Annotated in this window: 10 protein-coding genes; 7 read left to right on the forward strand and 3 right to left on the reverse strand. The window is 69.8% G+C overall.

What is annotated here, in order from left to right; genetic code table 11:
• Positions 1-117 precede the first annotated feature (117 nt).
• From MPLG2_RS14205 to MPLG2_RS14225, 5 genes are all read left to right on the forward strand, one after another.
• Complete coding sequence (locus MPLG2_RS14205) at positions 118-2,064, forward strand: DUF6049 family protein (protein ID WP_105186698.1); 1,947 nt, start codon at positions 118-120, stop codon at positions 2,062-2,064.
• Positions 2,061-5,648: a murein biosynthesis integral membrane protein MurJ gene (murJ, locus tag MPLG2_RS14210; RefSeq protein WP_105186699.1), complete on the forward strand. Its 3,588-nt coding sequence runs from the start codon at positions 2,061-2,063 to the stop codon at positions 5,646-5,648. Before MPLG2_RS14205 ends, murJ begins: the two co-directional genes overlap by 4 nt.
• Positions 5,645-6,244 carry an RNA polymerase sigma factor SigM gene (sigM, locus tag MPLG2_RS14215; protein WP_231935672.1) on the forward strand — a complete coding sequence of 200 codons (600 nt, stop codon included), beginning with the start codon at positions 5,645-5,647 and terminating at the stop codon, positions 6,242-6,244. Before murJ ends, sigM begins: the two co-directional genes overlap by 4 nt.
• A 64-nt stretch (positions 6,245-6,308) precedes the next feature.
• Entirely contained in the window at positions 6,309-6,527 is a 219-nt protein-coding gene (locus MPLG2_RS14220) for a hypothetical protein (RefSeq protein WP_105186700.1), read from the forward strand.
• A 255-nt stretch (positions 6,528-6,782) separates the two neighbouring features.
• Positions 6,783-7,124: a cupin domain-containing protein gene (locus MPLG2_RS14225; RefSeq protein WP_105186701.1), complete on the forward strand. Its 342-nt coding sequence runs from the start codon at positions 6,783-6,785 to the stop codon at positions 7,122-7,124.
• Between the two features lie 286 nt (positions 7,125-7,410).
• Here the strand turns inward: MPLG2_RS14225 and MPLG2_RS14230 are convergent, their stop codons facing one another.
• The 3 genes from MPLG2_RS14230 to MPLG2_RS14240 all read right to left on the reverse strand — a co-directional run bounded on the left by MPLG2_RS14230 (position 7,411) and on the right by MPLG2_RS14240 (position 11,429).
• Positions 7,411-8,946, reverse strand: coding sequence for a GAF domain-containing protein (locus MPLG2_RS14230; protein WP_105186702.1), 1,536 nt, complete (start codon positions 8,944-8,946; stop codon positions 7,411-7,413).
• A gap of 95 nt (positions 8,947-9,041) precedes the next feature.
• Positions 9,042-10,559, reverse strand: coding sequence for a glycerol kinase GlpK (gene glpK / locus MPLG2_RS14235; protein ID WP_105186703.1), 1,518 nt, complete (start codon positions 10,557-10,559; stop codon positions 9,042-9,044).
• 108 nt (positions 10,560-10,667) lie between these two features.
• Positions 10,668-11,429: an MIP/aquaporin family protein gene (locus MPLG2_RS14240; protein WP_105186704.1), complete on the reverse strand. Its 762-nt coding sequence runs from the start codon at positions 11,427-11,429 to the stop codon at positions 10,668-10,670.
• 247 nt (positions 11,430-11,676) lie between these two features.
• On the opposite strand from MPLG2_RS14240, the gene MPLG2_RS14245 reads away from it, so the two are divergent.
• Both MPLG2_RS14245 and MPLG2_RS14250 read left to right on the forward strand, forming a co-directional pair.
• Positions 11,677-12,627 (forward strand): sugar-binding transcriptional regulator, encoded by a 951-nt coding sequence (locus MPLG2_RS14245; protein WP_105186705.1) that lies wholly within the window; start codon positions 11,677-11,679, stop codon positions 12,625-12,627.
• On the forward strand, positions 12,624-14,474 hold the full coding sequence (locus MPLG2_RS14250) for a DUF4185 domain-containing protein (RefSeq protein ID WP_158681236.1): 1,851 nt from the start codon (positions 12,624-12,626) through the stop codon (positions 14,472-14,474). The genes MPLG2_RS14245 and MPLG2_RS14250 overlap by 4 nt, the downstream gene beginning before the upstream one ends.
• Positions 14,475-14,586 lie beyond the last annotated feature (112 nt).

The following is a 14,586-nucleotide window of genomic DNA, read 5'->3' on the forward strand; positions in this document are numbered from 1 at the left end:
GCAGCTACGTTGACGCAGCGACGGTCGTGGCCGGGCACACCCCGCCACCCATCGCCGCCCGCTCCCACCCCGCGCCGCCTGCCGGGTGCCGCCGAGGGCTCGCCCTACCATGTAACGGTGACCCGCACCGCCCCAGCCAAGCTTGCGCTCGTGCTGGCCTGGTTGATCGCGGTCGCCTTCGTGCTGGTCGCGCCGGCCGCCCCCGCGCGCGCCGTCGAACCCCAACTGAGCGTCGAGCTGACCAGCCTGCGCACCACCGGTTCAGGGGCCAAACAGGCCGCCGTGCTCACCGGACGCATCACCAACACCGGTGCCCAACCCGCCTTCGGCGTGCGCGTGGTGCTCTGGCGTGCCCGTGACCCGATCACCGACCCGGCGGTTTTTCGCTCGGTGGTCAACGGTCAGAACGACCCGTGGGGCCTGATGCTCTACCGCACCACCGACCACTACTTCTCGGTGAGCGCCTCCGACGTCGCGTTCAACCCTGGTGCCAGCGCCGAATTCACCGTCAAGGGCACTCTGGCCGACCTCGGTTTCACCCAGGCCGGCAGCATCTACCCGATCGGCGTGCAGGTGCTGGGCACCGCCGACGCGTCCAGCAACTATCAGGTGATCGCCCGGGCGCGCAGCTTCTACGTCACCACGCCCGAGAAGCGACTGCCGCTCACCTCGCTGGTGCTGCTGGCCGCCACCCCCACCAAGGTGCGGCCCAACGTGTTCGCCAACGAACGCCTCATCGGTGAACTCACCGGACGCCTCTCGACCCTCGTCGCGCTGGCTGGCCGCACCGGCGCCTCATGGCTGGTCGACCCGGCGCTGATCGACGAGGTGGTCGATCTTTCCGACGGCTATGAGGTCGTGGACGGCGACGGCACCCGCCCCGGCACCGGCCAGCAGGCCGCGCTGGACTGGCTGCAGAAGTTCCGCGCCCTGCGCAGCGACCACGGGGCCCGCACGCTGTTCGGCAATCCCGACCTGGTCGGCGCCGAGGCCAACGACCAGCCCGACGTAGTCGATCGCGCCCTGCAGGCCGCCGTTCCGTCCGAGCTGGGCGACCTGCCGCTGGTGGTGCTGCCGCACGCCGGCGTCGCGGGGCCGACCACCCCGGCGTTCGTGAAGGCCGCCGACGCCGACGCGATGCTGGTCAGCACCGCCGGCCGCGGCCCGATCGTCACTTCGGGCCCCGACGATTCGACCCTGCTGCGGCTCGCCCCGGCCGCCACCGCCGCCGGCCCCGGCGACCAGAACGGCCCCGTGCAGCGCCAGCAGCGCCAGTACGCCGAGGCAGTGCTCGGCGGCGGCCTGATCAGGCTGATCACCAGCTCGGACGACGCCCAGGCCGACGCCGCAGCAGCCCCCCGGTGGTTGCTGCGCACCAGCATCGACGACCTGCTCGATGTCGATCCGTCCGGAACCGCGACGCTCACCCTGCCCGCCAAAGCCGCCACGCTGCCCGCCGCGCGGTTTCGCCAGTTGAAGGCGATGACCGATGACTACGCCGCCTACCGCGACCTGGTGCCCGACTCCCAACTCGCCACCGACGCCCCCGCCACCCTCACCCGCATGGTGTCGAGTTGGTGGATCGGCGACTCGACAGCCGGCAGTTGGATCAGCGCCACCGGCAGCACCATGAGCGCCGACGCGGTGAATCAGGGCGTCACGCTGGCGGCCAGCGCACGCGTCGTGATGTCGTCGCGCACCAACGAGTTTCCGGTCACGGTGGGCAACCGGCTGAGCGAACCCATTCAGGTGCGCATCGTGTTCATCAGCGACAACCCGCAACGCCTCACGATTCCGGCTTCGGGGGTAATCACGGTCGGCCCAGGGCAGAGCCAGACCGTCAACGTGCGGCCCGAGGCCACGGCGAACGGCCTGGTCAACGTCACCGCCGGGCTGCAGACCAGTTCGGGTCACCCAGTGGGGCACACCACGCGCATCGTGGTCGAGGTCACCGATCTGGGCATGATCGGGTGGATCATTGTCATCGTGTCGGGCGTGGTGCTGGTGGCCGCCACCGCACTGCGCATTCGACAGGTGCGCCGCAAGCAGAAGGAGCAGGCGTGAGCGACGAAAGCCGCGAAGCCCCCGCAGGCGGTGGACGTCGGCTGCTGAACGCCACCGCCGTGATGGCCTCGGGCACCATGGTCTCGCGCGTGCTCGGCTTCGGACGGGCCATTCTGCTCGCCTTCGCCCTGGGCAACTCGACCCGCCAGGTCGAGATGTTCGGCCTTGCCACACTGATACCGAACACCCTGTACATGCTGTTCGCCGGTGGCGCGCTGAACACGGTGCTGGTGCCGCAGATCGTGCGGGCGATCAAGAACGACCGCGACGGCGGCCAGGTGTACGTCAACCGCATCATGACCGCGTTTCTGGCCGCCCTGGCCGTGATCACGGTGTTGATGGTCGCGGCCGTGCCCTGGCTGCTGACCCTGTGGACCGACCCTCGCTGGCAGCAGCTGCCGCACTGGGACTCGCTGGTGTTCGTCACCTACCTGACGATGCCGCAGCTGTTCTTCTATGGCGCGTTCTTCTTGATCGGCCAGGTGCTGAACGCCAGGGACTCGTTCGGCCCGATGATGTGGGCGCCGATCGCCAACAACGTGGTGCAGATCGCCGTGCTGGGCCTGTACGCGGTGATCTGGGGGCAGGGGGTCGACACGTCCGCGCCGTTCACCAGCGGGCAGGCCCTGCTGCTGGGCGGCGGTTCGACGCTGGGCATCGTCGCGCAGACGCTGATTCTGATCCCGTTCTTTCGGCGCACCGGCTTTCACTACCGCCCCCGCTTCGACCTGAAGGGCACCGGGCTGGGGCACACGTTCCACCTGGCCAAATGGATGATGGGCTACGTCGCCCTCACCCTGGTGGCGCAGGCCGTGGTCACCCGGCTCGCCACCTCGGCGGTGGTCGGCGGCAGTGGGGCGGGCAGCAACGTCTACAACCAGGCCTACCTGATCTGGGTGCTGCCACACTCGCTGCTGACGGTCTCGCTGGCCACCGCGATGCTGCCGCAGGCGTCCAGGCTGGCGGCGGTGAAAGACCTGGCCGGGGTGGCCGACGAGGTGCAGCGCGCCACCCGTTTGGCGGTCACGTTTCTGGTGCCGGCCGCGATCGGCCTGATCGTGCTCGCCGAACCGATCGCCCAGGTGGCGTTCAGTCACGGCCAGGGTGCCGACGACTACCACCTGGTGGCCTGGACGCTGATGGCCTTCGCCGTCGGCCTGGTGCCCTACACCATTCAGTACCTGTACCTGCGCGGGTTCTACGCGCTCGAAGACACCAAGAAGCCGTTCTATCTGCAGGTGGTGATCTCGGGCGTCAACACGGTGCTGGCGGTGGCGTTCATGCTGGCCTGGCACGACGTCAACACCGTCGCCCCCCGCCTCGCGCTCGCCTACAGCATCAGCTACCTGCTCGGCGTCTGGCTGTCGCACCGGGCGCTGCACAAGCGGCTCACCGACCTGGACGGCCTCAGCCTGGCCCGGCACCTGGGCGTGCTCACCGTCGCGACCATTCCGGGCGCCGCGCTGGCGTGGGCGGTCACCTGGTTCTTCAACCGGTTCGACTCCACCGTCATGGCGCTGCTGGGCCTGGCCCTGGCCGGCGGCGTGGCGCTGCTCGCGTTCTTCTTCGCCGCCAAGCGGCTGCACATCGACGAGGCCACCCAGGTGCTGCAGGCCCTGCGCCGGCGACAGGCGGCCGAGCCGGTCGTGACCGAACCGGCCGAAGAGGTGGCCGTCGAGGTGGGCACGCTGCCGCCCGACGATGAGCTCGAGCCCGACGCCGAGGCCGAGCAGCCGCCGGCCGACGAGATCAACGACGACCCCGACGGCGCGGGCCGGTTCGTCACCGTGGCAGACACCCCGGCGCCGCCGTCCGATCAGCCGCTGCTGCACTACCCCGACCCCGAAGACGGCCACGCCCCCACCATGGACGTGCCCACCGACTCCGGCGTCGTCGACGTCGTGGTCGGGCAGGTGCTGGGCGATCGCTACCGGCTCGACGAGGTGCTGTCGCGGCGCGGCAACGCGCTGAGTTGGCGGGCCTTCGACCAGCGGCTCTCGCGGCCGGTGCTCATGCACCTGCTGCCGCCGGACGACCCGCGCGGCCCCGAGCTGATCGGCGTCGCCAAGCGGGCCAGCGGTGCCCCCGACTCGGCGTTTCTGCGGGTGCTCGACGCCGGCACCTTCGACGACGGCGAGTCGTACATCGTGTACGAGTACGCCCCCGGCACCTCGATCGCACAGGTGCTGGCGGGCGGTCCGTTGTCGCCGGTCGAGGCGGCCTGGGTGGTCAAAGAACTGGCCCAGGCGATGGCGGCCCTGCACACCCGCGGCATGCAGCACGAGCGACTCAACCCCGAAACGGTGGTGATCACCGCGGCGGGCAACGTGCGCATCGTCGGGCTGCTGGTCGAGGCCGAACTCGACCCCTCACCGCAGACCCACACCGGTGAGCAGGCGGACGTCCGGGCCCTGGGCGCCCTGCTGTACGCCTGCCTGGTCACCCGCTGGCCGGGCGGCGATCAGTACGGCCTGAAGGCGGCCCCCACCGAGGCCGCGGGCCGCACGCTGTCGCCGGCGCAGGTCAAGGCGGGGGTGCCGCGCATGCTCGACACCCTGTGCGACCGCATTCTCAACCCGACGCCACGCAACCGACAGACGCCGATCACCACCGCGCGGGCGATCGCCCAACAACTCAACGCGGTGCTCGGGCAGGCCAGCGCGGCCCCCGACCTCGAGCGCCGCCTGCGCATGCCGATCGAGCCGATTCGCACCACCGCCGGACGGCTGCCCGCCGCAGCGCCGACGGCCGCGCTGGCCGGGGCGGCCACGTTCAGCACACCCCTGCCGCGACCGTTGCCGGCCACCGGGGGCGACGACGACTACGAAACCGGCGAGACCACCCAGCCCTGGCAGTTCCCCGGCATGCGCGACGACGAGGTCGAGCCGTTCACGCCGGTGCCGCCGCCGGCCAGGTCGGCGCAGCCGCAGCTCATGGTGCCGTCGCCGCAGCGCGGGGGCATGGGTCGTCCGCCACGCACGGTGATGGCGATCGTGATCGGGCTGTTCGGCCTGCTGCTCGCCGGCTCGTTGGTGTGGGTCGCTGTCGGGCAGTTGAACGCGCGGCGGGTCGCGCCCACGCCGTCGGCGGTGGCGTCGGCGTCCGCCGGGCCGCAAGTGCTGCCGATCGCGTCGGTGGCCGACTTCGACCCGTCCGCCGACGGTGGCAGCAACGCCGAGAACCCCCGCCTGCGCAACCGCGCCATCGACGACGACCCCGACACCGTGTGGCTCACCGAGCGCTACCGCGGCGATCCCAAGATGGGGCGCATGAAGCCCGGTGTCGGGCTGGTGGTCGACCTGGGCAAGGTGCGCTCGGTCAGCCAGGTCAGCGTCGGCGTGATCGGCGAAGGCACCGCCATCGAGTTGCGCGTGCCGACCGATCCCGACGTCACCAGTGCCCCGATGCGCTCCCAGGCCGACTGGACGGTGGTGGCATCGATTCCAAAGGCCGCCGGCACCGCGGTGATGAAGCTCGACGAGCCCGTCAACACCCGCTACCTGCTGGTGTATCTGACCTCGCTACCGCCCGAATCGGGCAACTACTACCAGGGCGGCATCGGCAACATCGAGGTGCGCGGGTGATCGCTCCCACCTTTCGTCGTCCGATCGCTGAGGTCGACGGCCCCACCGACGCCCAACTGCTCGCCGCTCACGTGGCGGGCGACGACCGGGCGTTCACGCTGCTGATGGAGCGGCACGCCGACCGGCTGTGGGCGGTGGCGATCAAGGTGATGAACAACGCCGAAGACGCCGCCGACGCCCTGCAGGACGCGATGATCTCGGCCTTTCGGCGAGCCGAGAGTTTTCGCGGCGACGCGGCTGTCACCACGTGGCTGCACCGCATCGTGCTCAACGCCTGCTTCGACCGGTTGCGGCGCATCGCCGCCCGACGGGCCGACCCGCTGCCCGACGACATCGAACGCTCTGCCGAACTGACCGCCCCCGACGACCCTGAGGCGTCGGCCGTTCAGGCCGACATCGCCGACGAGGTGACCGCCGCGCTGGGCCAGATCGGCGCCGACCAGCGCGCGGCATTGGTGCTGGTCGATCTCGAGGGCTACTCGATCGACGACGCGGCGCGTATTCTCGGCTGCGCCCCAGGCACGGTGAAGAGCCGCTGCTCGCGGGGCAGGGCGAGACTGGCCGTTCTGCTGCAGCACCTCAAGGAGGTGAACTGACGTGGGAACCGATCCATCGCCGGCTGCGTCCAACCCAGGGTCAACCCCTGCAGAAGGACCAGCGATGCTCGAGCAGACCGCCGACGCCGATGAGGCGATCACCCGGTTGCTCCGCTGCACCCCGGCACCCGTGATGCCCCCCTCGGTGCTCGCGCGACTGCGCAGCACCATCGCCGGCGAGGTCGCCCTGCGCAACGCCAGCCGGGTCGAACCCGATGACGCCGTACCCGACCTGAAACCCACATCGCCGCTGTGGCAGGACGATCCGGTCACCGACGCCTGACTGCTGATCGAGCTTGTCGAGATCCTGGCCCACCCCATCATCCCGGCGAACGCCGGGATCTCCAGCGTCCGCCCCACACTGGAGAGATCCCAGATCAAGACCTTCTCCGTCATCCCGGCAAACGCCGGGATCTCAGAGCGTCCGTCCCACAGTGGAGAGATCCCGGATCAAGACCTTCTCCGTCATCCCGGCAAACGCCGGGACCTCAGAGCGCAGCTTCCGCCACTGTCGGCCGACGAGCACCTCACCGGCTTCGTGCGCGAACTGCTCAGCCCGCCGCGCAACGCCAACCTGCAGGTGATCCGCACCGTGATGCCGCCCGGCTATAGCAACCGGTCGCGGCCCTTTCGGCACCTGGGTGTCGAGTCGGTGCATGTGCTCGAAGGACGGCTGCGGGTGTTCAGCGATACCGACGAGTACCTGCTCGAAGCCGGTGACACCCTCACCTACGACTGCTCCACCTCGCACTGGTGGGAGAACCCCGACGACCGGGCCGCCGTCATTCTCGGGTCGGTGATTCCGCTCGGGCCGCTCCCCTGCCCCGTCCCAGGTTGGGGTGACGGCAGCGGGAATGCTGAGCAGGTCGCGGTGGTGTAGGTCCACCAGCCGACGCAGTTCGGTCACCGGGTCGGCGTGGTCGTCCACCCGCAGGTCGGTGACGGTCTCGGGCGCGGCCAGGCGTCCACCTGCATGCGATCGACGCGTGCGCGCAGGTCGTCTCCCCGATGGAACCGTTGGGTGACGACCACTCCGCGGCCTGCATACGGGTGCACGAACTGACCCGCGCCCCCGGCTGAGCCAACGTAGCTGCCTTTGTGACACGTAGCTGCCTGCGTGCAGGCAGTTGGGTGTCACAAAGGCAGTCACGTTGAGAGACGGACGGTCAGAGCGCGGCCGCGACGGCCCGGCCCAGCGCCGTGGCGTCGACATCGGCCGGCACGAAACCGAGCGCCCCGGCCGCAGCCCAGGCCAACAGGTCGGCCTCGGGGGTGGCGCCGTCCAGAATGCCGATCACCGCCACGTCGGGCAGCACCGTGCGCAAGGACGTGACCACCGGATTGCCGGACGGGCAGCTCACCGCCGTGCTGGCCAGCACCACGTCGGGCTGCAGCAGTTGGACGGCCTCGACCGCACTCACCAGCTCGTCCACCTCGGCGACCACCTGCACGCCCGGCTCGGACGCGTCCAGCAGGTGCACCAGCCCGGCCCGCATGGCCGGCTGCCCGTGCAGGATCAGTACCCGCCAGCGGGTGATGCCGGCCTGATCGCCGGTGTTCGGCCGGTATGGCAGGTCGGCACGAATGCGGGTGCCCCAGCCGGGCGTCGCCTCCAGCTGCACCCGGCCACCGACCTGAGTGGCCCTGGCCACCAGGCCGGACAGGCCCATGCCCTGGCGCCGGTCGTGCACGGCGTCCAGGTCGAAGCCGACCCCGTCGTCCTCGACGATCACCGCGACACCCTCGGTGCCGAAGACCAGTCCCACCCGCACCGAGGACGCCCGCGCGTGCTGTGCCACGTTGGTCAGCGCCTCCTGGACGATCCGGATCAGCTGCACGCTCACCTCGGGCGCCAGCTCGCCGCGGTCGCCGAACACGCGCAGGGCGGTGCTCAGGTTGGCGGTGGCGGCGACCCAGTCCAGCTCCACCCGGATCGCCTCGTCGAGGGTGCGCACGGTGGCCATGCCGTCCCCGCCGGCACCCCACACCGCCCGCCTGCCCTCGCGCAGCGAGTCCTCGACCGCGGTCTGGGCGGCGGCGATGTCGGCGGCCACCGGCGATCCGGCGGGGGCGGAACGCTGAGCCGCCCGCAGCCGCAGCATGGCCGTGGCCAGACCGCGGCCGAACGTGTCGTGCGCCGCCTGCATCGAGCGCTCCCGCTCGGCCGCGACGGCCGCCTGCCGGGTACGCTCCTGGGCGACCGCATGCATGCGAGAGTTGGCGATCGCGATCGCGGCGTGCCCGGCGAACTCGTCGAGTAGGCGGGCGTCGTCGGCGCCGTAGCGCTGCCCTTCGCCGGCGAACACGATCAGGGCTCCGATGACCTGCTCCCCCAGGGTGATCGGCACTCCGATCACACCGCGGCGGTAACGGGGTTCGGACGGGTCGAGGTGGCCGCGCGGCACCTGCGCGTACTGCTCCAGGATGACCGGACCGCCGGTGCGCACCACCAGGCCGGTCATGCCCTCGTCCAGCGAGAGTGGTCGCCCGGTCTCGCAGCCGGCGTCGAGATCGATCTCCTTGTGGTAGGTGTGCGACTGCTCGTCCACCAGGCACAGCGACCCGCTGGCGCTGCGCAGCAACTCGACCGCGCTGCGCAGGATGCGCTCCAGCAGCGGCTGCAGCCGGAACTCTCCGGCCAGCGCCTGGGCCAGCGCGGTCAGGGTGTCCGGCGAGCGCTCTCGCCGGCCCGGTTCTGCCATCGGTGCTCACCCCTCAATGGACGTGGGACCCGTCACCGGATGTTCCGGTGACGGGCCCCCCGAGGTTCTGCGAACCGGCTCGTCAGTGCCGAGCCTCACTGCTTGACGTCGTCGTCCACCCAGTCGAAGGTGCGGGTGACGGCCTTCTTCCACTGCCGGTAGAGGCGCTCGCGCTCGTCCTGGTCCATGTTGGGGGTCCAGCGCTTGTCCTCGGCCCAGTTGTCGATGACGTCCTGCTCGCCGTTCCAGTAGCCCACCGCGATGCCGGCGGCGTACGCCGCGCCCAGCGCGGTGGTCTCGGCGACCACCGGACGGACGACGTCCACACCGAGCTGGTCGGCCTGGAACTGCATCAGGGTGTCGTTCATCGTCATGCCGCCGTCGACCTTGAGCTCCGACAGCGTGACACCGGAGTCGGCCTCCATCGCGTCCAGCACCTCACGGGTCTGGAAAGCGGTGGCCTCGAGCACCGCACGGGCGATGTGGTTGCGGTTGACGTAGCGGGTCAGGCCGACGATCGCGCCGCGGGCGTCCGACTTCCAGTAGGGGGCGAACAGGCCGGAGAACGCGGGCACCACGTAGACGCCGCCGTTGTCCTCGACCTGAGTGGCCAGCTGCTCCACCTCAGGAGCCGAGTCGAACATGCGCAGGTTGTCGCGCAGCCACTGCACCAGCGAACCGGTGACCGCGATCGAGCCCTCGAGTGCGTAGATCGGCTTGTTGTCGCCGATCTTGTAGCAGACGGTGGTCAGCAGGCCGTTCTTGGACGGCACCAGCTCTTCGCCGGTGTTCATGATCATGAAGCAGCCGGTGCCGTAGGTGTTCTTGGCCATGCCGACCTCGAACGCCGCCTGGCCGAAGGTGGCCGCCTGCTGATCGCCCAGGTCACCGGCGATCGGCACGCCGCCGAGCAGACCGGCCTCGCGGCCCTCGCCGTACACCTCGGACGACGACTTGATCTCGGGCAGCATCGACATCGGAATGCCCATGTCTGCCGCGATGTCGGCGTCCCAGCTGAGGGTCTTCAGATCCATCAGCATGGTGCGCGAGGCGTTGGTCACGTCGGTGACGTGCACGCCGCCGTCGGTGCCACCGGTGAGGTTCCAGATCACCCAGGTGTCCATGTTGCCCATGACCAGATCGCCGGCCTCGGCCTTCTCGCGGGCGCCCTCGACGTTGTCGAGGATCCACTTCACCTTGGGGCCCGAGAAGTAGGTCGCCAGCGGCAGGCCCACTCGGTCCTTGTACTTGTCCTGGTCGCCGCCGCCGAGCTCGTCGACGATCTTGGCGGTGCGGGTGTCTTGCCACACGATTGCGTTGTACACCGGCTCGCCGGTGTTCTTGTCCCAGACCAGCGTGGTCTCGCGCTGGTTGGTCACGCCGACCGCAGCGAGGTGGTCTTTGTTGACCTGGGCATCGGCGAGGGCGATGCCGACGACCTCGCGAATGTTCGTCCAGATCTCTTTGGCGTCGTGTTCGACCCAGCCAGCCTTGGGGAAGATCTGCTCGTGTTCCTTCTGGCCGGTAGCGACGACGCGGCCCTCGTGATTGAACACGATCGCGCGGGAGCTGGTGGTTCCCTGGTCGATCGCGAGGACGTACTTCTCAGCCATTGTGTTCCTTTCCACATCCTTGTAGAGGCTTTAACCATGGTGCCCTGTGCCGGGCGGCTACACCACTGGGTGCCTACCGCCCGGCACTACGGGCTTACTGCGAACCGGTCAGGGCAGCAGCACGTGCGACAGCAGACCGGCGACCACGCCACCGATGATCGGGCCGACCACCGGAATCCACGAGTAGGCCCAGTCAGAGCTGCCCTTGTTGGGAATCGGCAGCACGGCGTGAGCGATGCGCGGGCCGAGGTCACGGGCCGGGTTGATCGCGTAACCGGTGGGGCCACCGAGCGAGGCGCCGATGCCGACGACCAGCAGGGCCACGCCGAGTGCGCCCAGCCAGCCCAGGCCGGCGGGGGTGTTGGTGGCCGAATCGCCCCAGTGACCCGCGGCGAGCACCACGAACACCAGCACGAAGGTGGCCAGGATCTCAGTCATCAGGTTCCACACCGTGTCGCGAATCTCGGGGCCGGTGGAGAAGACGCCCAGCTTGAAGCCCTCGGGGGCGTCGCCGTCGAACTGCTTCTTGTAGGCCAGCCAGGCCAGCACCGCACCGATGAAGGCACCGATCAGCTGCGCGCCGATGTAGGTCGAGATCGACATGAAGTCGACCGGAATGCCGGGCACGAACTCTTTGGCGCCTGACGCCACGACGCCCAGCGTGACGGCCGGGTTGAGGTGCCCGCCCGACTTGTACGACACGAGGACGCCGGAAAAGACCGCCAGACCCCAGCCGAAGTTGACCATCAGGAACCCGGTTCCCTCGCCCTTGTTCTTCGGCAAGATGTTGTTGGCAACCACTCCGGCGCCGAGCAGCAGCAGCATGGCTGTGCCCACGGTTTCGGAGAGGAAGATGGTTGCGAGGTTCATGTCACTCAAACTCCCTTCAGGCATCATCTGCGATGCCACCCAGTGACCGGAGTGCTCCGGTCAACCAAAAACTACGCTGCTCACTCCTGGAGCGGCGGGGATTCGAGGGGGTGTCGGTGCGGTCACCGCAAAGGCTTTCGCGGTTGCGCACCGTACGGCCATCCACCGAGGCCGTCGGCCTCAGTCTTGCCAGTGCTGAACGGATGCGCTAGTACTGTGCACGAACGTGCACCGGCCTGGAGGAGCGATGAACACGCGCTACGACGACATGTACCAGGCTGCGTCCCGCTACTACGTGCAGGGCGAAACCATGGACGCGATCGCCAAGCAACTCGGCCTCTCGCGGTCGAGCGTCAGCCGGTTGCTCAAAGAGGCCCGGGAAACCGGTCTTGTGCGCATCAGCCTGGCCGACGAGGCCGGTTCACGCTCACCGCTGGCCGCGTCGATCGGTCGCACGTTCGGGGTTCGGGTGCATCTGGTCGCGGTGCGCGAGGGCGTGTCGGAGCAGCGTCGTTTCGACCAGGTGGCGCGTCTGGCCGGGCGGCTGTTCAGCGAGGCTGTCACCGACCACTGCGTGATCGGGGTGGCCTGGGGTGTCACGTCGTCCCTGGTCGTGCGTTATCTGCAGCCCAAGCCGCTGGTCGACTCGATCGTGGTGCAGATGAACGGCGGCACCAACCAGTGGAGTTCGGGCATTCCCTACGTGGGCGAGATTCTGCAGAGCGTCGGCGACGCCTTCAACTCGCGCGTCGTCTACTTTCCGGTGCCGGCCTTCTTCGACTACGCCGAAACCAAGAACGCCATGTGGCGTGAACGCTCGGTGCAGAACGTGATCGCGTTGCAGCACCGGCTCGACGTGGTGGTGTTCGGGGTCGGGTGCCTCAAGGGACGCGTGCCTTCGCACGTGTACACCGCCGGGTACATGGACGACGCCGACAAGCTGCAGCTGTCGGCCGACGGCGTGGTGGGCGACGTGGCCACGGTGCTGCTGCGCGAGGACGGCTCCTGGCGCGACATCGGCTTCAACGAGCGAGCCTCGGGCCTCAACCCGGCCGAACTGGCGCGGGTGCCGCGGCGGTTCTGCGTGGTGGCCGACCCGTCCCGGGCGGCGGCGGTGGTCGGCGCACTGCGCGCCGGCACCACCACCGATCTGGTGATCGACGACGGCACCGCTCGCGCCGTGGTCGACCGGCTGTGAGCTCCGCAACCACCGGTGGGCCTCGTCGAGACCTGATCGGCGCGCTTTCTCTGTTGGAGTCGTGGGACCGACCCGCCTGGTGGACGCCCCCCGGAGCGCCGCACCGGCTCGAAGCCCTGATCGGCACCCCCGGCGAGCCGGGGCACCTGCGCATCGAGCACTGGTTCGCCGGCCAGGCCCGCCCGGACAATCCGTGGCTGCGTGGCGACGTGGTGAGCACCCAAGCACTCGGCCCGGCGGCCCTCGGCCAACGCGGCCGGGCCGGCACGGCCACCCACGAACTGCTGGCCCACGTGCCCGAGCCGGACGGTGTGGTGGCCTACGCCTGGGCGGTCAACGACCCCACCCCTCGGCGCTGGCGACGGCTGGGGATCGTCACGCAACTGCCGTCCGAGCCGGATCGTCCCTTGTGGGACGGCCCCGAAGGCCCCGCCGAGTGGGGTGCCGGACGCGTGGTGGCCACGGCCACCGCCGCCACCCGGCTGCGTTCGGGGTGGGTGCAGGCACTGGTGCAGGTCGACGACAGCATCTACCACCTGCACCGGCAGCAACGGGGTGGCAAGGTGCGCTGGCTGCGGCACGCCTGCCTGCGGCTGGCCGACCCGGCGCCGTTCGCGATCGCGTCCGAACCGTCGATGAAGGTGGCGCAGGTCAGCGGCGAGACCGACAGCCAACCCGAGCGGCCGCGGCGCACCCTGTCGTCGTCAGAGTCCCGATCGGGGGTGCGCGGCACCGACCTGGGCGTGCGCATCGACCACGCAGGCCAGGCGTTCATGCTGTTCGGCGACACCCACTGGACCCGGCGCCGGTTGGGCACCCGCGACAGCATCGCCGCGGTGCACCAGCCCGACGCCGACCTGCCGTCGGTCACGTTTCACGGGTCGCCGACCGCCATCACCGGCGGTGGCACCACCCTGCGCGAGTACGACGTGCCGCTGGACGCCTTCAGCCTCGACGGCGAGCTGTATGCCTTCTTCACGTCCAACCACTTTCGCGACGCGCAGGTGATGGGGCGCAGCGTGCTCACCCGCGCACCCCGGCCGGTCATCGAGCCAACGGCGCGGTGGCGTCCACTGCGGTTCGCCTACCGAGGCACCTTCTCGACGCACCGGTTCGTCAACGTGTCGGTGCAGCGCTGGGGCGACCACCTGTACCTGTGGGGCACCGGCGCCTACCGCGCCGACGACGTGCGGCTGGCCAGGGTCGACCTGACCACCCCGGGGCTGGCCCGCAGCCTGCGCAGCGGCTCGGGCGCCGTGTTGCGCGAGGCCGTCCGGTACTGGGTGGCGCCACACACCCCCGTCATCCCGGCGAACGCCGCGATATCCCAACCACACGAGCGGCTCTTGTCGGCCCACGGATCGGACGACCAGCTCTGGTCACCCCACGAATCGGACGCCCGCCCGCTGTTCACGCCCGGAGCCCTGGGCGAGCTGTCCGTGCGCTGGGTGCCCGATCTGGGCCGATTCGTGATGCTCACCATGAGCGGCCCGGACGACTCGATCGGCGCGGCGGTCGTCTTGCGCACGGCGGAGCGTCCCTGGGGGCCGTGGTCACCGAGGCTGCGGCTCTTCGACTGGATCGAAGGCGGCATGAGCTTCGCCGACGAGCGCCGCCGTTTCATCAAGGCCCACCGCGACGGCAGCGACCCGGTGGGTGACGCGATCTTCGCCGGCCAGGCCGCCGCCACCGGGGCCGCCTACGCCCCCTACCTGTTCGACGCCCGCGTGCAGGCCGGACGCCTGGTGCTGCGCTACACGCTGTCGACCTGGAATCCCTACCAGGTGGTCTTGATGCGACACCGCCTCGCGGTAGATGATCTGATAACAACCTCGTATTTGGTGTGAAAAGTTGCCTGCCCGATGAACGAAGGTCAGTGAGTGGACGGGAGGCGTGCACGTCCGCCCCAACGACCGGGCCGTTAAGGGCGCGAACTCACCACACTGAATAGTGTGGCCA

It is taken from the genome of Micropruina glycogenica (assembly GCF_900289045.1).
In the GTDB taxonomy this organism is placed as follows: Bacteria; Actinomycetota; Actinomycetes; order Propionibacteriales; family Propionibacteriaceae; genus Micropruina; species Micropruina glycogenica.

What these genes read in the sequence shown, in the direction of transcription:
- MPLG2_RS14220 (WP_105186700.1), top strand. Translation starts at nt 6,309, where the DNA reads ATGCTCGAGCAGACCGCCGACGCCGATGAGGCGATCACCCGGTTGCTC.
- MPLG2_RS14230 (WP_105186702.1), bottom strand. Translation starts at nt 8,946, where the DNA reads ATGGCAGAACCGGGCCGGCGAGAGCGCTCGCCGGACACCCTGACCGCG.
- glpK (WP_105186703.1), bottom strand. Translation starts at nt 10,559, where the DNA reads ATGGCTGAGAAGTACGTCCTCGCGATCGACCAGGGAACCACCAGCTCC.
- MPLG2_RS14240 (WP_105186704.1), bottom strand. Translation starts at nt 11,429, where the DNA reads ATGAACCTCGCAACCATCTTCCTCTCCGAAACCGTGGGCACAGCCATG.
- MPLG2_RS14245 (WP_105186705.1), top strand. Translation starts at nt 11,677, where the DNA reads ATGAACACGCGCTACGACGACATGTACCAGGCTGCGTCCCGCTACTAC.